9 protein-coding genes are annotated in these 20,043 nt (G+C 56.5%); all 9 read right to left on the reverse strand.

Going from position 1 to position 20,043, the window contains the following annotated elements; translation table 11 throughout:
- Positions 1-144: 144 nt before the first annotated feature.
- The 9 genes from atzF to AABE20_RS05030 all read right to left on the reverse strand — a co-directional run bounded on the left by atzF (position 145) and on the right by AABE20_RS05030 (position 19,980).
- Positions 145-1,941 carry an allophanate hydrolase gene (atzF, locus tag AABE20_RS04990; protein WP_408740714.1) on the reverse strand — a complete coding sequence of 599 codons (1,797 nt, stop codon included), beginning with the start codon at positions 1,939-1,941 and terminating at the stop codon, positions 145-147.
- Positions 1,942-1,990: 49 nt separating this feature from the next.
- Complete coding sequence (locus AABE20_RS04995; RefSeq protein ID WP_338332102.1) at positions 1,991-5,530, reverse strand: 5-oxoprolinase/urea amidolyase family protein; 3,540 nt, start codon at positions 5,528-5,530, stop codon at positions 1,991-1,993.
- An 18-nt stretch (positions 5,531-5,548) separates the two neighbouring features.
- On the reverse strand, positions 5,549-6,193 hold the full coding sequence (locus tag AABE20_RS05000) for an urea amidolyase associated protein UAAP2 (protein WP_338332103.1): 645 nt from the start codon (positions 6,191-6,193) through the stop codon (positions 5,549-5,551).
- Between the two features lie 16 nt (positions 6,194-6,209).
- Positions 6,210-7,013 carry an urea amidolyase associated protein UAAP1 gene (locus AABE20_RS05005; protein WP_338332104.1) on the reverse strand — a complete coding sequence of 268 codons (804 nt, stop codon included), beginning with the start codon at positions 7,011-7,013 and terminating at the stop codon, positions 6,210-6,212.
- A gap of 39 nt (positions 7,014-7,052) precedes the next feature.
- Positions 7,053-7,523 carry a CopG family ribbon-helix-helix protein gene (locus AABE20_RS05010; protein WP_165992324.1) on the reverse strand — a complete coding sequence of 157 codons (471 nt, stop codon included), beginning with the start codon at positions 7,521-7,523 and terminating at the stop codon, positions 7,053-7,055.
- Positions 7,524-7,536: 13 nt separating this feature from the next.
- Positions 7,537-8,457, reverse strand: a complete 921-nt coding sequence (locus AABE20_RS05015; protein WP_338332105.1) for an ABC transporter ATP-binding protein — start codon at positions 8,455-8,457, stop codon at positions 7,537-7,539.
- Positions 8,457-9,419 (reverse strand): ABC transporter permease, encoded by a 963-nt coding sequence (locus AABE20_RS05020; RefSeq protein WP_338332114.1) that lies wholly within the window; start codon positions 9,417-9,419, stop codon positions 8,457-8,459. Before AABE20_RS05020 ends, AABE20_RS05015 begins: the two co-directional genes overlap by 1 nt.
- 22 nt (positions 9,420-9,441) lie before the next feature.
- Entirely contained in the window at positions 9,442-10,425 is a 984-nt protein-coding gene (locus AABE20_RS05025; RefSeq protein ID WP_338332106.1) for an ABC transporter substrate-binding protein, read from the reverse strand.
- Positions 10,426-10,692: 267 nt separating this feature from the next.
- Positions 10,693-19,980 carry a DUF4347 domain-containing protein gene (locus AABE20_RS05030; RefSeq protein WP_338332107.1) on the reverse strand — a complete coding sequence of 3,096 codons (9,288 nt, stop codon included), beginning with the start codon at positions 19,978-19,980 and terminating at the stop codon, positions 10,693-10,695.
- Positions 19,981-20,043: the final 63 nt, after the last annotated feature.

Consider the following 20,043-nt stretch of genomic DNA (forward strand, 5'->3'; position numbering starts at 1 on the left):
CCAAGCACCAAGCACCAAGCACCAAGCACCAAGCACCAAGCACCAAGCACCAAGCACCAAGCACCAAGCACCAAGCACCAAGCACCAAGCACAGAGAAAACATGAAATCTTTTAAGAATTAAAAGAGTTTTTCAATTCTTTCTGTCAGATTTTTGCGTAGCGCCACCCGCCACTGGCGGTAATGTCCCGGCCACTACGCGCTACGGCCTCGCTGCATAAAAAACCACAGACCTCGCTCCCATCAGCCAGCGATATTTTGCCTATGGCCATAGGCTGCGGCAGGGCCGCTACAAAGCGGCCAAAACCTGCTGCATCCAGTTCATAAACTTCCACTTCCAGACCGGGGCCAACAAAGCTTTTTTCCCGCACCAGGCCGGGTTTGGGGGGAGTGGCATCTGGCAAGGCAAAAAGGCGGTAATCCGCTGCCGTGCGTGTTGTTGCCCGCAGGATTGCGTGCTCTTTTTCCAGTTGCCAGTGGAGTGGAAACCCTTTGAGATGCGCCCCAACAACCGCCAGCAGCACATTGCCCGGCGCAGGCACTGGAGCATTTTCCACTGATGGCAGGACAGTATTGCGGAACACACCGCTGGTATTATGCGCAGCCGCATGGAAGCGCCCGGCAAGGGCTGCCAGATCATGGTCGGAAAAAGCCGGACCAATGAATGTGACGCCAAAGGGCAGACCATCCGGGGCAAACCCGGCAGGGACCGCACAGGCCGCCATGTCCAGCAGATTAACAAAGTTGGTGTAGGTTCCAAGCATGCTGTTGGCGGCAACAGGCTGTGCCAGCACCTCCTGCCTGCTCACCACGCGCGGAGCGGTGGGCAGCAGCATGACATCAAAATCATTCCACATGCTGTCCGCCACCTGTTTTAGCAGGTGCTGGCGGTAAATCCCCCTGAACACATCGGTCGCGGAATACTTGGTGGCGCCATCCATAATGGCGCCAACTGTCGGGTCCATATCCGCCCGGTGGGTGTGATAGAAGTCCTTAAGAGCAGCCAGACGCTCCACAACAAACGGACCACTGTAGAGCAGTTCGGCTGTTTCCTTTAACGGAGCATAATCCAGTTCAACCGCTGTGCCGCCCAGTTCCACAAGCTGGCGGATTGCGCGGTCATACAGGGCTGCATTGGCGGTGCATCCATCAAAAAAACGGTCTTGTTTGCGCAAGATGCCAAAACGGAATGTATCAGACGCCAGCCTGCGTGGTTCCATCGCGCGCGAATACGGTGCCCGTTTATCGGGGGCAATGGCAAGGTGCTCAACCCGCCAAGCATCCGCCGCAGATGCCGCGAAAACAGAAATACAGTCCAGAGATTCACAGGCAGGCACAAGCCCATACGTGCTGAGCACCCCGCGCGAGGGTTTGAGTCCCACAATATTGTTAAAAGCTGCGGGCACCCGCCCCGACCCCGCCGTATCGGTCCCCAGAGCGAAGGAGACCAGCCCGGCGGCAACCGCTACGGCAGACCCGGAACTGGACCCGCCGGACACGTGGTCCGCACTGAACACACAATGCGGTTGCCCATAAGGGGAGCGCATGCCCACTAGCCCCGTTGCAAACTGGTCAAGATTGGTCTTGCCAATAACGATCGCACCGGCGGCTTCCAAACGGCGGACAACCTCCGCACTTTCTGGCGCATCATAGGCAAAGGCCGGGCAGGCCGCCGTTGTGGGCAGGCCCGCAACATCAATATTGTCCTTAACCGCAAACGGCACCCCGTAAAGCGGCAGATCCGCACATGGCAGCTTTTCCAGTTCCGCCGCTCTGGCGTACAGGCGTTCGGCTGGCACAAGGTTAATCCATACTGCGGCATCCACGGCGGAGTATGCATGCACGCGCGCCAGAACCTCTGTTACAATATCTGTCGGCGTCAGTGCCCCGCTCCGGCAGGCACTTAAAAGATGGTCGATCTGCAACATATCTGGAAACGTCATAATTTTTCGTCCTTGCCTACAGGCTCCGCCGTGCATGTATTGTGTGGGGTCAGTCCGTGCAGACCACCATAATCCGCTCACCCCCGCGCACCTCGCGGCCTTTGCGGCAGAGAATGTCCTTCACCACGCCTGTTGCGGGCGAGATAATCTTCATTTCCGTTTTCATGGATTCAATAATCGCCACGGCATCACCTGCTTTTACGCGGTCCCCCACGGCGACCTGAATCTGCCACACACTACCGGGAACGGGGCTATCCACGCCCATATACCCTTCAGGCAGAATGGTCTCATCAGCCTGCGTTGTGTTTGCTTCTTCCTCAAACGTATCAAGACCTTTTGCAATCCAGTCCTGACGTTCCGCCTCAAACGCTGCCTGCTGGCGCGCGCAGGCCTGAGCAATTTCCTGCTTATTGGCCTCCAGAAAAGCACGGTATTCTGACAGGCTGAACTGCGTTTCCTCTATCTCCACATCAAAACGACCGTAAGGGAAGGCCGCACGCGCCTCCATCAGTTCATCATGCGAGACGGGGTAGAAACGGATCTGGTCAAAAAACCGTAGCAGCCACGGGGTGTTTTTGTGGAATACATCGGTCGTACGCCATGTGTTCCAGACTTGGGTTGTACGCCCAAAGAGCTGGTACCCCCCCGGCCCTTCCATGCCATAAATGCACATATAGCTGCCGCCAATACCCACAACATTGTCCGGGGTCCATGTGCGCGCGGGGTTGTATTTGGTTGTGACCAGCCTGTGCCGTGGGTCAATAGGCGTGGCGACAGGCGCCCCCAGATACACATCCCCCAACCCCATAACGAGGTAAGAGGCATTGAAAATAATATCCTTAACCGCCTCTATGGAATCCAGCCCGTTAATCCGGCGGATGAATTCGATATTGGACGGGCACCACGGCGCATTCGGGCGCACCAGTTCCTGATACCGCTGCATGGCCAGCCGTGCCTGCTCATCATCCCACGAGACGGGGAGATAAACTATCCGGCTGGGCACAACAATATCATCCTCCCCAGACGGCAAAGCCTGCTCAATAGCGTGCAGCAGTTCCAGCAATGCAGGCAGGGGGAGCACCTGCGGGTTGTAATGGACCTGTAGCGAACGAATGCCGGGGGTGAGGTCCAGAATACCCTCCACCGCATTGGCTTTAAGCCGCTCCAGCACAAGCTGCACACGCAGGCGCAGGGCTATGTCCAGCTCAGGAGGGCCAAATTCGAGCAGAAGGTAGCAATCCCCCGCACGGCGGTAGACAACGGGAATCTCCCCTTCCGAACGGAACAGAATGGGGCTGTCCCCACAAATGGGTTCGGGCTGGAACGCCACACTGAACGGCTGGGGCTGCACACGCTGGAAACGCACCTTATCGCCCGGGTGCAGTTGCCCCATTTTCCACAGTTCATCGCTTGTCAGAACCGCAGGGCACACAAAACCACCCAGACTTGGCCCATCCGGGCCAAGCAGGATAGGCATGTCGCCTGTAAAATCTATGGCGCCAATCGCATAGGCGTTATCATGAATGTTGGAAGGGTGCAGTCCTGCCTCCCCGCCATCTGTTCTGGCCCAGCGCGGTTTGGGGCCAATCAGGCGCACACCCGTGCGCGCGCTGTTGAAATGCACCTCATATTCGCTGGAAAAGAGTGTTTCGATATCTTCATCCAAGAAGAAATCCGGCGCACCGTGTGGGCCGTACATAACTCCCAACGTCCATGTCCGCGTAAGTTCCGGGCGGTCTTCTGGAGCAACTGGCGCGGGCGCGGGGGCATTGGCCGCAGGTTGGGCAAGGCGCAGCACATCGCCGGTGCGGAGCTGGCCGGTGGCATGCCCGCCAAACTGGCCAAGCATGAAGGTTGCACTGGAGCCAAGGTACAACGGAGCATCAATGCCACCACGCACGGCCAGATAGGTACGGTGCCCCGCCCCCTTGATCTGGCCCATGGCCAGCACCTGCCCGGCCTGCACGGCAACCGGTTCCCAGTATGGCACGGCCACACCATCTAGCGTTGCAGGCATGAACGCGCCAGACAGGCCGATAATGGCTGCGGTGTTAAAGCGCAGCACCGGGCCGGTAGCCGTAAACTCCAGTGCAGGCACGCCTTGCGCGTTCCCCACAATCTGGTTCGCCAGACGGAAGTTCCGGTCGTCCATTGGGCCACTGGGCGGCACGCCCACATCCCAGTAACCCACGCGCCCCGGCCAGTCCTGCACCGTGGACTGAAGCCCCGGAGCAATCACTTCCACTGTGGAGGGCGTGTAGGCAAATCCGTTTAGCAGCCCTGTAAAAACCTGCCCCGCACGCACGGCTTGATTGGCCGTAACTGCCCGCAGATAATCCAGATTGCTTTCCAGCCCGCTGATCCGCGTTGTGGTAAGGGCCTTATGCAGGTTGGCAAACGCTTCCTCCCTTGTGCCGCCTCGGGCAATGACCTTGGCCAGCATGGGGTCATAATACGGGGTGACTTCGGTCCCGGTTTCTATCCAGCCATCCACGCGCACATCCGGAGCAAAGCTGACCTCGGTCAACCGCCCCGTGGAAGGACGGAAGTTTTCGGCTGCATTCTCGGCATAAATCCGCGCTTCAACCGCCGCCCCTTTGGGCACAAGGCTGTCCTGCGCGGGCAAGACCAGAGTGCCATCGGCCTGACGGATCATCCACTCCACCAGATCGATCCCGAAGATTTCCTCCGTTACGCAATGTTCGACCTGCAGCCGTGTGTTGACCTCCAGAAAATAGAACTCTCCACTTTCCGTATCGTAAATAAACTCGACCGTTCCGGCTGATTCATACGCAACAGCGGCACACAGGGCGCGCGCGGCATCGCGCAGTCCTTTGCGTGTGGCGTCGGACAGGCCCGGTGCTGGTGTTTCCTCAATCACCTTCTGGTTGCGGCGCTGGAGCGAACAGTCCCGCTCCCCCAGAGTGAGCACATTGCCCCGGCCATCGCCAAACACCTGCACCTCTACATGACGTGCGCAGGCAATGAATTTTTCCAAAAAGACGCGGGCATCGCCAAAATTGTTGCCCCCCATGCGTGAGACAGCAGCAAAGCAGTCGCGCAGTTCGGCATCGTTATGGCAGATCTGCATGCCAATACCGCCACCACCCGCCGTGCTTTTGAGCATGACCGGATAGCCAATGCCTGCGGCGGCATCCAGTGCGTCTTCCACACTGTTCAGAATATCCGTACCCGGCAAAAGCGGCACATTGTTCTGCTTCGCCAGATCGCGCGCGGTGTGTTTGAGGCCAAATGCCCGCATATGTTCAGGGCGTGGCCCCATAAAACGTATGCCCTGATCAGCCAGTTTTTGCGCAAACTCGGCACGTTCGCTCAAAAAACCATAACCGGGGTGGACCGCCTGCGCGCCCGTGCTGGCACAGGCCTGCAAAATGGCATCCATGTTCAGGTAACTGTCGCTTACTGCGGCAGGGCCGATCAGAACGGATTCATCGGCTTCCAGAACCGGCGGTGTAAACCGGTCTGCCTCGGAGCACACGGCAACAGAGGCAATACCCATCCGCTTGAGTGTCCGGCCAACACGGCGCACGATTTCTCCGCGGTTGGCAATAAGAACCTTTGTGAACATGGCAGGCTGTCCGAACTGTCAGATAGAAACAGGGTCGCCGATAACGACGCGAATGGGGGTCGGCACAAAGCCGTTACAGGGGTTGTTGACCTGTGGGCAGTTGGAAATAACAACCAGCGTGTCCATTTCCGCCCGCAGATCCACATAACCACCGGGATCGGACAGGCCGTCATCAATCACCAGTTCCCCATTTTGCAGAACTGGCACATTCATGAAAAAATTGACGTTGTTGACAATATCGCGCTTGCTCATGCCGTATTTTTCCACTTCCAGCAGAAAGTTTTCGCGGCAGGCGTGCATGTATTTTGTCTCATGCCCAAAACGCACCGTGTTGGATTCACAGCTACAGGCCCCAGCCAGTGTATCGTGCCGTCCGCAGGTATCGTCCACCACGGTCATCAGCACATTGCCTTCGTTGGAATACAGGGAAGTCCCTTTACCAATATAGGCCGCTCCCTGATTCAGCAGCGTATCCTGCGCGCTATAGCGTTCATGGTAGGCATGGGCATTATAAAAAAGAGCGTCCACAGCCTGCTGGCTTTCCAGATCAATAATCCGGATCACCTGCCCTTTACGCACAAGCCCCGACCACGGAGTGCGTGCGGCTACATGCTGATCAAGAACAATGTTTGAAAAAATCTTGCTGATATCATGTTCGGACATAAATCTGGCTCCCTGATCAGGCAAAGAGAATGTCTGTATTATCAAACCCGCGCCGCGCTTCCTCACAAAAGGTCCGGCACAGATCATCCGCCGCCGGTGCGGGGGCCTGCCAGCGCACGACCTCTACCGGTGCGGGAGAAAAATGCGTATCCGGCGCCAGAGGGTGCGGACAGTTGGAAACCGCGACAAGCAGGTTCATCTCGGCCCGTAGGTCCACATGATCCCCCGGCTTTACATCCCCTTCCACCCACTTGAAACTCCCATCCGCCTGCGTGCTGATATGGGAGAAAAACGTAATGCAGGAGGCAACGTCATGTTGCGCCATGCCGTATTTTCCTGCCGTCAGACGCAGGTTATTGCGGGTGTTCCGCAGACCGGCAGACCCAAAATTACGCTGGTTGCTCTGCGGTGTGCTGCCCCCCACCAGCGTGTCGCTAAACCCGCAGCTATCGCCAATAATGGATGCCAGCACACGCCCCATGTCAGAAAACAGAACGCGGCCAGTGGTCAGGCATGTGGTCCATTGCAGCTTGATGGTATCCCCCGCATTGTACCGCTCGCTCAGGTCATCCGCATTCCACACCATGACTGACACGCCATGATTGCCCGCTGTATTGATCAATCGCAGGGCCTGACCACGGGGAACAAAGGTGCTCCAGTACCAGCCACCGGGCACATTCTCGCGGTGCAGAATGCTGGCCTCGGTCATTTCAATTGGAGCGCTTGCAGGGCGCACGGCATTGTCGGACTGGAGCGCCTGATCCCGAAGCTGGTTATAGCGGGCCCGGTACCAATCTGGGGTTTGTTGATCTATTTGCATGAAAATCTCCTGTATTCAGGCAGGAATGCCAACAAGCGTTCAGGACGCTTCCATATCGAGTGTCAGTTCCCGCCCTTTTTCATGGACGGGTGGGATGAGGGATGCGATCAGGTGCAAACGGCCAGAAATAACACCGGGTAGGGTAATAAACTGGTCTGCTATATCCTGAAGTTTTTCCACCTTGCCCTGCACAAGCAGAACTTCGAGCGTTTGCCTGCGAATAAGGTTGACGTGAAGCGAGCTGATAACCTCTGCAAGATTTTCATATTGCAGTTCCGCAAGTTTCTGTTGCAGGTTGGTTGCGGCATTATTGTAAAAAAGAATAATAACGCCAGCCATCAGCTCATCACCGTTTTCCTGACGGCAGGCCATAAGCTCCTGATGCAGAATATTCTGGATAGCCTGAGAACGGCTGGCGTATCCTTTTTTAACCACCATGGCATCAAGCTCATGCAAAATGCTTGGCGATAGAGAAATACTGACCCGGCTGATCTGTTCCTTGGTGCTCATACTCGTATCTCCCCTACTCGACCTGATCTGTTACAAGGGTGAGGAGCGGCAGATCGATTTTTACGTCTTCCTCATCCATGTCGTCTGATATTCCAAAGGAGCGGATAAGACCCTCAAGATGCGCTTTTGTCGCCAAAAATTCGTCCGATGTCATCTGCTCCGCCCGACGGGGGCGCGATAGAGGCACTTCTATAACCTCCTCCACCCGACCGGGATTGGGCTTGAGCACAAGAATACGGTCCGCCAGATAAATGGCCTCGTCCAGATCATGCGTGATAAACACAATGGTAATGTCGATCTTGCGCCAGATCTCCATCAGGTAGTTCTGCATTTTTGTGCGGGTCTGGGCATCCAGCGCACTAAAGGATTCATCCATCAGCAGCACACGGGGGGATGCGGCAAGGGCACGCGCAATGGCCACACGCTGCTGCATTCCACCTGAAAGTTGGTGCGGAAACGCTGTTGCAAACTGCTCCAGCCCGATCATCTGGAGCCATTGCATGGCCTGCCTTTGGGCTTCCAGCCGGTCCACGCCCCCCATCTCGATCCCGAACATGACGTTGCGGCACACATCCAGCCAAGGGAATAACGTGTATTTCTGAAAGACCATGCCCCGGTCTGAACCCGGACCACGCACCGGCTTGCCGTTCATTAAAATCTGCCCGCTTGTGGCGTCCTCCAGACCGGCAAGAATACGCACCAGAGTAGACTTGCCGCAGCCAGATGGTCCGACCACACAAACAAGCTCGCGCCGGTGAACGCCAAACTCTATGGCGTCAAGAGCGACTGTTCTGTTACGCTTTTGTGTAAAAACCTTGGTAACACGGTCAATTTCCAGAACATAATCACGCTGTTTTATCTGCGCCATACGCGCGGCGACATCGGGCGGCAGAATACGGTGGTCGGGGAGCGCACGCTCTACATGATCAGCCATCAGCCATTCTCCCTTTTCCACGTAAACAGTCTGCTGCCAACAACCCCAAGGACCATATCCGTTCCCAGCCCAACAATGCCGATCAGGGCCATGGCGGCAAAAACATTGTCAAAATGCTGGTAACGGGCCTGCTGCGTAATAAACCATGTAATGCCGGATGATGTACCAATCAGTTCCGCCACAATCAGATATGTCCAGGCCCAGCCAAGCAGAATACGCTGATCCCTGTAGAGGTCTGGCAGAATGCCCGGAATAACCACCCGAAAAAGCAACCGCAGCCCTTTTGCGCCCAATGTGCGCGATGCCTCCACAAGTGCAAAGTCAAGCTTGCGGGTTGTATTGGCAATAACAAGAATTTGCTGGAACAGGGTGCCTATAACAATAATGGCAATCTTGGGGGCATCGTAAATTCCAAGAATAGCAACGGCAAGAGCACCAAAGGCTGGGGCTGGCAGATAACGGAAAAAATCAACAGAGGGTTCAACAAGCCGCGCAACAGCGGGAATGGACCCGCACAGAATACCCAGAGGCACCCCCATGACGGAAGAAATAACAAATCCCCAGAAGATAATCCGAATACTATGCGCAAAAGCCTGCGTAATGGAATGTTCCGCGCCAACCGGGACCGAGGACGTAAACGCATGCACAAACGCGCTCAGCACCTCCCCCGGAGAAGGAAGATAAACCGGGTTGGTTGGAATACCTTGTGGAACAGGCTGATGCTGGTCCTGCATTTCCTTGACCGCATGCAAAAAATCCACGCGGTTCATTCTCATACCCGTTTCCAGATACTCCTCACCACCGGGGTCCGTAATCAGGACCTGAGGATGCCAGACAAATGGCAGATAACTAACTGCACTCCATAGGAGCAAAGGCAGGAGCACCGCCAGAATACCGAATACATTCCGCAACATCCGGTCTGTCCGGCCGTATAGCCTCCATGAGGCAAGGAAGCCCTGCATAATGCGCTCCTGCTCTTTGTCGTTATTGAACAGCTGCGGTAAAAGACGGATCAATATAGCTGTCTATATTCTGCGGTGATTTGTAAACACCTTGCTGAACATTAAACGCATCCGAAATTTCGGTTGAACCGTACAGGGAGCCAAGCCCTTCTTTTTTCACAAAAACGGCTTTTCCATCCGCAAGGCTCAGCAAATGTGTGCCTTTGAGGAAGCGTTTGTAAGCCTCTGGCGTAACACCCGTACGGGCTGCCATGATCCGCAGGGCATCCGGCTGTGTTTTGGGATCGTTAATGTATGTTACAACATGGTCCCACACACCAACCAGACGCTGCCACTGGTCATGGTTATCGTGCAGGGACTGAGGGTCTACCGCAATGGTGTCATAAATCAGTCCGGGCACTTCGTGGGAGGTAAAGACCGGCCGCGCTCCGGGCACGGCATGCAACGCCTGACCCGAGTTTGGCTGCCATGCGGCAATGGCTGCGACCTGCCCCGAAGCCAGAACCTGCGGTGTTTCATTCGTTTTTGTATTAACGAGCTTGACATCTTTTTCGCTCAGGCCCGATTTTTCCAGCCCTTTAAGCAAAAGAAGGTGGTCCACCAGCCCCTCTTCCACCGCAACGGATTTGCCCTTGAGGCCCTTCATATCCGTAATGCCGGGCTGGGCGACAACCATATCATTGCCATCGGAATAATCGGTCACAAGGATCATCTCGCCCTTATGGCCGTTTGCACCCGTCACCAATGCATCGCCATTGGTCGCCATAACCGCATCAAGCTTGTGCGCGGCAAATGCGTCAAGCGAGGCGCTGTAGTCAAACCACTGGAAGTCGGCATCAACATGCGCCTCCTTCAGCCAGCCTTTATCAATGGCAACCTGCCATGCAACCCAACCCGGCCAGTCACTGTAACCAATTTTCAACGATGCAGCAGACGCCGATGAAAGGGAGACCGCGGCACAAACACTGGCGAGCAGGCCTTTGCGAAAAAGCGATGAAAAGCGCATGAGGGAGGACTCCAGTAATACGAATTGCAAAAACCGTATTAACGATACTCACCACAAACGCTCATTCGTTGCAATCAAAAAATGTTCTCATATCAGAACCAATTCAAACGGGCGGCAACGCCCCATATCCGCCGGAATACACCCCTTACCCAGCGGTAACGCGGCCTTCCCTAACCGCCACCCTGTACACGCCATACGCCCCTGCCCGCAGGCAGAACACACCAGAGCGGCATGTAGGCTGTGCAGGGTTTACGTGAACGCCCGAGCCTAGAATGCTTTTCTTTCCAGCAGTTCCCGTGCGGCACGGCTGTGCGCCATGCTGCCAACATTGCGCAACTGGCTGCGCAGGGCGGACTTGCCCACAGGAGCAGGGGGTGCATTGTGGGTGGCCATATCCGGCAATGGGGCTAACAGCAGGGTGGACGCGCCATGTTGCAGGCTTTCCATACTGTCATGAATAATACGGGGTGTTTCGGTTACATCATACATATGGGTCAGGTCCATCTTGTGGCCCAGCACAACATGCACATCCACCTGAGCCTGATGGCCGAACATATCATGACCGACAACTTTCAGGTCCAGCGTGCCTGCCGTCATATCGTTCTGAGGAGTCCCGTTGAACACGCGCCCCACGGAATTGAACGACATCCAGTTGGGCAGGGCGCTGCCATCTGCCATGGATGCTTGCAGTTCCAACTGCATTTCGGTGCCGTTGGACGTAACAAAAGCACCCATTGGCACTTCCGTACCAAACTCCCCCTCCGCGCTGATAAAGCGATAGACAGACGACCCCCGCACCCATGTCTGGTGGGACGCGGCCAGACTGCGCTCGAATGAGGATTTGAACACGGTCTCAACCGCGTTCTGGGTAAAGGTAAGCCCACTGGGGTTACCACTTTGCATAATATCCGGCAGCGATGGCAGGCCGTGCGGGTGGGCATTATCGGGTATGTACGTCTTCAGCATGACCGCATCGTGCGAGAACGTGCTTGCTGGGTCCTGCATTTTGGAAACAGCATCCACTCCAGCCTGCACCAGATTGCCAGACTGCACCCCGTGGCTTTCAATCAAAGCCACCTCAAGCCGCCCCGGTGCCCCCACATAGCCAGACACGGGTAGAAAGCTCAGCAGTGTGTCCCTTGGCAGTACCAGCGCGGATGCGGACGAAATGGTGGTGGGGTCAACCGTTGTCCATGTTTTGCCACCATCGCTGGAATAAGCCCAGTTCCCTTGCGTTTTGGGGTTTGCCGCATCGTTAATAATGGCAACACCGGCAAGAGTATTGGCCACAGACCCGGTTGGGTTAGCAGCCGAACGCTGCTGGTCCGCCTTGTCGGAGAATGTATGGTCAAACAAGGCTCCAACCGTCTGAGCAAACGGCGCTGCAAGGTTAACCGGCCCGGGCATGACAAGGGTTGCCGAACCAGAAGCGACCGGCGCGTCATTAACTGCGGCAATAACGGTCGTCAGGGGCACGGAGGCAACGCTTAGGGCCGTATTTCCACCCGTTTGCGACACATCCACCCCTGTTTGCGCCGTGTTCAATGCAGACAGGTCCAGCCCGGTTACGGCCACCCCCTGACTATCATGGTACACCGGCACATCGGCCGAACTGTCGATTAAGATGGCGCTCAGTCCTAAGGGCTGACCGTTAAAGTTGGGCGCAGGCACAAACTCAAGCTGTGCCGAGGCGGAAAGAACCAATGCATTGGTGGTTGAAACCCCTGCGGGCACATCCTCCCAGCTTTTGCCGCCATCGGTGGAATATTGCCAATGCCCCTGATCGGGCGTTGCCAGATTGGCGGTAATGGCAACCCCGGCCAGTGTGTTGGCCTGCGAACCCGTTGGATTATTGGCGGACTGCTGCTGGTCTGCCCCATCGGAGAACACTTTGCCAAACAGCGTCGCTATGGACTGGGCTGGTCCGGGTGTATCTTCCGTGCCTGCAAGCGGGGGTATGCTGCCTGTGACAACAGGTGCGTTGTTTGTAGCCACAACCTGCAACGCGAGCGATTCAACCGCCTTGGAATAGGGCGCACCATCGGTGTTAATACCACTCCCCAACGTGCTGATACCCGGTAGAGCCGCGAGCGCTCCATTGGCGACATGATCGGACTGATCCCACGCCCTGAAGGTCAGGGCATTGTTAAGTGTGCCGTTCCAGTTGGTCTCGGTCGGTTGGAAATAGATCCGGTTCTGCCCGGCGGAATCCGCAACAAGATGCAGCGCATCCCCCGCGCCAAGCGGGGTTGTTGCCCCCGCCCCGGCAAAGGCCGTCCATGTTCTGCCACCATCGGTGGAGTATAACCACGTCCCAAGGGTGCCGGTGCTTGTGCCATCGGGCTGCCCCACTGTTGTCTGGGCATCTGTAATGGCTATGCCGGGCAGAATGCCCTGCCCTTTTGTAGCGCCAGTCAGATTTGCGCCATCGGGGTCTGTTACGTTCGCGGGGCCATTTGTGGCCGTATTCAGCCCGACCAGATCGGCAACAGCAGTGCCCGCGCCAATATCGGGGCCAACAGGGCGCGCGCCATCCTGCTCGGCCACAGTAAACGTGGGAGGGTTGGCGGGGTTCAGCACAGGTGAATTATCAGCCGCCAGAACGGTTATGGTGCCATTGGTACGCACCGGATCGGTTGCGTTGTTCTCGTACAGCGCAATCTGGATAGTGCGTGCACCTGTGGTCGGTTCGGCTGACGCATTATAATAGGCCACTTTTTGTAACGCAGCCTGCCACTGGGCCAGCGTAGTGGTGCCATCTGACTTGATTACCAATGTGCCATCGGCGGTATTGGAAGCACTCAGCCCCGCTCCGGCAGCAATATAGGGCACAAGAACATCTTCCCCCGCCTGCCGATCCGTAATCTGGATAACGGCCTGCTGGATGGAGGTGGGGCTGGCCCCGCCCGAGGCATCCTGCAAGCTCAGACCCGGATCAATCGGTATGGCTGTACCCAACGGACTGCTCGGGTTATTCAACTCCTGATAGGTTGTGGCAAAAGAGGGAGGAGGAATATCCACAGCCGACAACAAGGCGGAACTGGTGGCCGTGCCCACACCCTGCGGGCCAGATGTTGTGGGGTTATTATCACTCAGCGTAGCCCCGATAATAACCTTGCTCAGCCCCGGAGCGCTGCTGCTGCCTGTGTAGGTATAGGTATAGGTCAGCCCGGCAAGGGTCTGGCCTATAAGGGCTGCGGTTGCATTGGCGTTAAAGGTAATTTGCAGCTTACCCCCTGCCTGAGCCAGCAGGCCAACTGTCTGGCCATCAACCTGCACAGTGTTGCCTGCAAAAACAACACCTGTATTGCCCGTGCCCGACCCTGCAAAACTGTCTTCCGCACTGGCATGAGCAACGTTGCTGACGTAGCGCTGCACGGTCAGCACCGTGCCATTGTAGGAATCACCACTCTGCCCTGTCTGGCCTTGGGCTATCAGCTTATCAATTTCGGCATCAGCTACTGTCACGCTGCCGTTGCCAAGGGCCACAGGCTGGCCATCGGCATTGCCAGTCACGGGGATTGCACACCCCCAGCCAATACTCCCACCCGATACCAGCCTTGGTGCGGTGTCGGGCATAGCGTAGGTCATGTTAACATTGCTGATCACCAGCCCACCGGCCGCACTGATTGTGGCAGACGCATAGGAAAGCGTGTCTGATGTGCCAGACAATACGCCATACCGATTGGCAATCAGGCTTTCCTGTGCGGGCAGTCCGGCCTGACCTGCGCTGGGCACACTTATGGTCGCAACTGTGGTGGGCGTGCCATAAACCGCGACCAGTGCGGCATAACTGCCATCCGTAGGATTTGTGGTGATGGTCTGTGCAAAGTGGGTGGTACCGCTGGTTGGGGTGAGCTTGAGGGCAACCCCCAGCCCGGTATCCAGCCCGGCAGTATAGGTGCTGGGGTCGTTCCCCAAATCCTGCCAGACCCGGCCCGAAACAGCGGCAAGGCCCATAGTCACACTGGTTGTATAGGTATCGACCGCCAACGTGCCTGACCCGTCACGGCTCTGGGTGGCGCTCCCCGTGCCACTCCCCTCCGTTACTCCCTTGAGGGACAGCCATGTGACGGTTGTTGTGGATGAGGCCGCCCCTTGCGTTTTGTCCGCCAGAGCTACGGTATAGGTAAAGGTCTCGGTTGCTCCTGCGGCAAGGGTCATTGTGCCGCTTACCGCATTGCCCGCAATGGCTGGCGCACCACTGGCGGCACCCGGCGTAACAACATTGAGCGAACCGGGCACATAACTCTCGTTACTTGTGGCCAGCGGGTCTGTCAGCGCAACACCATAGGCTGTGGCATTGCCTGTGTTTTTGAGCGTTTCCGTGTACGTAACCGTGCCTGCGTTATAATCAATGGCCGAGACATTTTTTGTCAGTGTTACGTTGGGTTCCTCCACCGTCTCACTCACACTGGCAGTGTTGGAGGTATGCCCCTCGGACGTCACCTGCAATGTCGGGCTAAAGGATTGACCACGCACGTTGGCGCTACTGTTGTTAACGGTGGCCTGCATATCCACCACAGCGTAAACTGGGGCCGCCTGCCCTGCATTATCTGTAACCGTGCCGAGGTTAATGCTGAGTTGCCCGGTGCTGGCATTATAAGAATAATAGGTGCCGGGCGTTTGCAACACATCCGACAGCAAAGTTGTGGCGGCTGTGGTCTCGGCCGCGGTTTTGGCATCTGCCGCATTCGCCACAACCGTGAGCAAACCGGAGGTGGACATGGCAAGGTTTGAAGCCTGCATTGTCGTGTCCGGGCTGACCAGCAAAATTCTGACCGTATTCGGGTCGAGTGTCATGTTCGGCTGGAGCTGGAAGTTTAGGGTTACATCAGCATTTTTCCCCTCCGGCACGCTGGCCACACCGTGCAGGCTGAGTGTATCCCCCGGCACCACATTAGCACTACTCAACGGGTTGGTCAGGCTGGGTGTGTTGGTCTGGGTGCCATTGGCCTCACCCACAATCCACAGATCAGCACCCAGTTTGGCAACGGCAGGCGTGGTGTTACTGGCGCTGAACGTACCTGTGACAGGGGTTGTGGCTGCGGTGACACCATCAATATCAGGGTCATTGGGAGCGGAGGTATAGGTTCCGCTGCCACTCACGCTAACTTTGCTTTCCGCGGCAATATCATTCGCAACCTTGCCGCTTACATAGTACGTCACACTGCTATGGACACTGTTATGGCTGGCCAGTCCACCGGCCTGGGCCACGCCCTTGGCGATCGCGGTTTGCAGTGATGCCTGATCGGAATAAGAGTGTCCGTCATAAAAATACTTTATGCTTGTCTGATCCAGATTCTGCTGTGTGGAGCTTACCTTCAGATCATAGGCTGGCACATCGGATATATTGTTGATTGTGACCTCATAGGTCAGTGCTTCCCCACTATAAACGGACTCAGTACTTGGCAGCACCGTAGCGGTTGTGGGGTCGGTCGGGGTTGTGGCGCTGGTTTTTTCGGCCGTAATGGTCTCGGCCAGTTTGGGATCATGCTCGACCACAGTCGCTGTGGTTGATAGCGTTTTGGAGTCATTCTGCCCTGTTGTGTAATGCAAAGTGGCGGTCTGGTCTCCAGTTTTACCATCCCCCCCCATACTCCCGTAAGTAACCCCGTAGGTCAGCGTTACGTTGCCATCCGTGGTGCCATTGTTAATAACACTCTTGCCAAGGTCAAAGGTCACGGTGCCATCACCGTTATTATGTGCCGTGGTTGAAGACCCACTGCCCAGCGTAGCGCCATTAAGGCTAACGCCGCCCGAGCCGTCCACATAGGTGGCCCCCGGCGGCAGGGCCACCGTAACCGTTACATCCCCATCTCCATTACTGAGCGTACCCGGTGGCACGGTCACCGTTATGGTTGTGGTGCGCTGCTCCCCCGCAACAACAGTGTTGTCATTGGGGCCGCTCCCTGTCTCTAACCGCAAGGTCGCGCCCGATGTATCCGTAACGGATGTATCCGGCACGCCGTTTATGGTTGAACCACTGACATTTTGCGATGTTGTGGGGGCCTGTGTGCCAATGGTGGCGGTATCGGTCAGGTCGCTGGCGGCACCACCAAGCGGGACATTGTTTGTAACAAGGTCATGCCTGCCATTTGCAATGTTGGTATAGCTCACCACATTGGCCGCCGCATTCAGGGTCGTATCCGGGCTGGTGCCCACAGGCAGGGTTACGTCGTAGGTTATTGTCAGGTGGTCAGTGTTTGTAACGGTGCGGCTGGAATCTCTGGTCTGGGCGGCCAGCACCGCACCACTTGCGCCATCAACCCCGGTTACGGTGGACAGGTCCAACCCGGCAGCGGAAAAATACGCCGCAGTCTGCGCGGTATCCAGTTGATAGCTTTTGCCATCAGCCGTTGTAACCGTAACGTTGCTGGCGCTCAGGCTGGCGCCATCCACCACAGGCGTACTCCCCCTGACGACCAGATTATACATTCCGCCATCGCCGATATTGGCAACCTTTGTTGCCACGCTCACGGTCTCCTTTCCCTGAGCGCCGGTTACGTTCTGGTCATCGGCTGCGGCAAACACGCTGTTCGTGCTGGCACTGCCGGAGCCATCCGCTGTGTAGGACACATCCGTTGCAGCAACACCGTTATTGAGCACCGAGACAATGCCGGTTTTCAGCTCCGCCTGAGGGGAGCCGACATATTCTGGCAAAATAACCGATGTGGTCTGCGTGGCCCCCTGACCATTGGTGAAGGTTGAAAGCTCCTGACTGGTCATGCTCAGTCCATTTTTAAACGGAGCATCGGTCGCACGCACCGTAAACAGCAACGAAACGGTCTGGGCGACATTGGTGGAAGTCTGGCTGGAATCCTTGAGTGTGAAATCCAGATCGTTTGTCTGGCCACTTGCCGTGGCACTGCCAATACTCACGCTTGTGAGCGGTGAATTTGATAAAATATACGTGCCTGCCGCAGCACTCGCGATATAATCATTGTCCGACTGACCGGATACCTGAGTAAAGGACGACCCGCCCGATGCGCTGGGGTCCGTTGTATTGAACAGAGGTTCGGGGAGGTAGGATGCCAGATGCAGCCCGTTAAAGGTCCCGGTCTGCAAGGTGTACGTAACCTGATAGGTAACATTGTCCCCAGCCCGAATGGTGGGAACTCCATCCCCGGCAGAAACCGACTCACCATTGATGCCCACCACGGTCAGGGTTGTTTTGCCCTGTGGCACCTCAAGACTGGTGCCTGATTGATCCGTCGCTGTTTCCGCCAAGGTTTGTAACGTGACGGGATCAAGCAGGGTTACCTTGGCCGATACGTTGGAGACCAGATTGTCCGCCTCGGTCACTGGGGTGGTGGTGGTGCTGTATTGCTGGCCGGCAGTTGTATAATAAACCAGCTGTCCCTGAACGCCTGCGGCCATAAGAGCCGCACTGGGGTCATTTGCCGCAATATTGAAGGAGATGGCAGTCGTGCCATCGGCATCTTTCGTCAAGGTGTAATACGGCTTGGTCGCAGTTGTACCATCCGCGCTAGCAACCAGATCAATCTGATGCGGCCCATTTGAATCGGTATAGGTAAAGACAGGCGTTCTGGTGGTATCGAGTGTTTGCCCATCACTGAGCTTGCCGGTTATCACCAGATCCTTGGAGCCATAATACTGCGAATTCTCAACCGATACGGTGTGCCTGATCGTATCGGTTGGTAGCACCTGCCCCTTACCACTCAAGGACAAAGTGGTAACGTCCTCCGCTGATTCCTGAATGGCAAACGCTTTAGCATCGAACTCGGTATCACCCGAACTGGTTCCATTGCCACTGATCTTGACCAGTGTTGTATGGTCTGCCGAGCCAGAGGGCGCGGTCCAGCTATCGGCAGTATAGCTGAACTTTAGCTGATCTATTGCCTTGGGCGCCACATTCCCGCTGGCATCTGCCTGAAGAATGGTGTTCCCCGCAGCGTCTTTGAGGCTAACATAGGTTGGAATATCCAGCATAACCGCCCCTGTGGTGGTGCTGGAAAGGCTCGGCAGGGTCAGGGTTAACGTGCCACCTGGCTGGCCCTCAACTATTGTGGACGCAGTGGGCGTTAAGGTGTGGGAGAGGCCGGAACTGTCCGTATAGCTGATTGCACCCCCCGTGTAGATGACCTGGTCAGGCAGGGTTATGGTAAAGGTAGGGTTGGCAACTGCCTCTGCACCAGCGGTTACGGGAGCGGGCGTGACTGTAATATGGTAATGGTTGATATATTCTTCGGTGCTGGCCGGAGTGCTGGTCGGGCTTTCACTCTCACCCACGCTGGTTGAGACCTGAGCCGTTACGCTGAGCAGATCGATCGAGACCTGACGGGTGGCATCACTCCCCTGAATAGGGGTGGAACCTGTGGCCGAGTTCCCATCTTCATACCCGCCCGCGGCACCGATCAGCACCGCATGGCCGCTGGTGCTGCTTAACTGGCTGATCTGTGAAGAATCGCTGGACTCTGTGCCAAAAGTCGCAAGCATGGTGATGGTCGGCTGCCCGGAGGTATAGCTGCCAAAGGGCAGGCTGGCCACATACATGGTATCCCCCGCCTTAAGCCCGGCGGGGGCTGCTGCCCATATGGACTTGTAATACGCCCCAACCTGCCCAGAATGGCTTGGGTCATCATCCACCAGCTTAATGGCCTGCGTGGTCAGGGTCTGAATAACATTCCCGCTCCCATCAACCATCTCAAGCTGTTGCAGGGGCGTGTTCTGCTGGGCATTGGTGGGGGCAAAAATTTCCACATAGGGAGAATAACCCGTTGCCCCGCCTGTGTTCTGGAACTGTATGGTTTCTTGAAAAGTCCCGCCGAGCAAGGCGGTATCGGTTTGGTCCGCATTCCCCACAAAACTGACATCTGCCGTAGGTGTGCCATCCAGAACATGGCTGTAGCCCGCCATAGCCGTGGCTAAAAATGGATTGTCCACCGCGCTGGCCGCCATGCCCGCCGTCTGCTCCAGCGTCCAGTCCCCGCCAAGCTGGGCCATGCCGGTCTTATCAGTCGATGCAGCTATATCTGCCCCTGTCAGGGTATGCAGGTCATCCACCAGAGCCTTGCCGTCCGCCCCGGCCCCAACATCACACCCCCAAAACAAAATCTGCCCGCCTGAGGCCAGCGAATCCCCCCAGCCCGTAATCTGGGTGCTGCTGGCCATAACGGTGGCCGCGTTAATGGTGCTGTTTCCCAGCTCTGCCTCGCCCGGCTGCCCATAGGTCAAAAAGTTGACTGATTGCAGGCCATGCTGTTCGGACAAAACTTGGGAGACAAGCGCCATGCCATCCCGGTCGGGGGACACCACCACAACCCCGACAGTGTCCGGCAAGGAAGCCGTTAAGCCCTGCCAGTCCGCCACGCGGGAATCCACAAATACGACTGATGTTAACGTATCCGCCTTTGCGGAGGCGCTATGCCCCTGCGCATTGACTGCGGGTGGTGTATCCACCGCCATATTTGTAACCGCGGCGGCAACCGAACTCTCATGCTCGCCACTCTGGTCATGATGGTGGTCATGATGGTGAGCCGTATGAGCAACGCTTCCATCAAAAAGATAACGCTGTTCAAGAATCAGGCGCATTTCAACCACTCTCTCTACGATACGGACCATATTGGGGCAGGATATCACCAAAAACGCGGTGGA

It is taken from the genome of Acetobacter zythi, from assembly GCF_963921165.1.
Lineage (GTDB): Bacteria > Pseudomonadota > Alphaproteobacteria > Acetobacterales > Acetobacteraceae > Acetobacter.

Bases quoted from the DNA above. Each gene is read 5' to 3' on its own strand.
- atzF (WP_408740714.1), bottom strand. From the start codon at position 1,941: ATGACGTTTCCAGATATGTTGCAGATCGACCATCTTTTAAGTGCCTGC.
- AABE20_RS04995 (WP_338332102.1), bottom strand. From the start codon at position 5,530: ATGTTCACAAAGGTTCTTATTGCCAACCGCGGAGAAATCGTGCGCCGT.
- AABE20_RS05000 (WP_338332103.1), bottom strand. From the start codon at position 6,193: ATGTCCGAACATGATATCAGCAAGATTTTTTCAAACATTGTTCTTGAT.
- AABE20_RS05005 (WP_338332104.1), bottom strand. From the start codon at position 7,013: ATGCAAATAGATCAACAAACCCCAGATTGGTACCGGGCCCGCTATAAC.
- AABE20_RS05010 (WP_165992324.1), bottom strand. From the start codon at position 7,523: ATGAGCACCAAGGAACAGATCAGCCGGGTCAGTATTTCTCTATCGCCA.
- AABE20_RS05015 (WP_338332105.1), bottom strand. From the start codon at position 8,457: ATGGCTGATCATGTAGAGCGTGCGCTCCCCGACCACCGTATTCTGCCG.
- AABE20_RS05020 (WP_338332114.1), bottom strand. From the start codon at position 9,419: ATGCAGGGCTTCCTTGCCTCATGGAGGCTATACGGCCGGACAGACCGG.
- AABE20_RS05025 (WP_338332106.1), bottom strand. From the start codon at position 10,425: ATGCGCTTTTCATCGCTTTTTCGCAAAGGCCTGCTCGCCAGTGTTTGT.
- AABE20_RS05030 (WP_338332107.1), bottom strand. From the start codon at position 19,980: ATGCGCCTGATTCTTGAACAGCGTTATCTTTTTGATGGAAGCGTTGCT.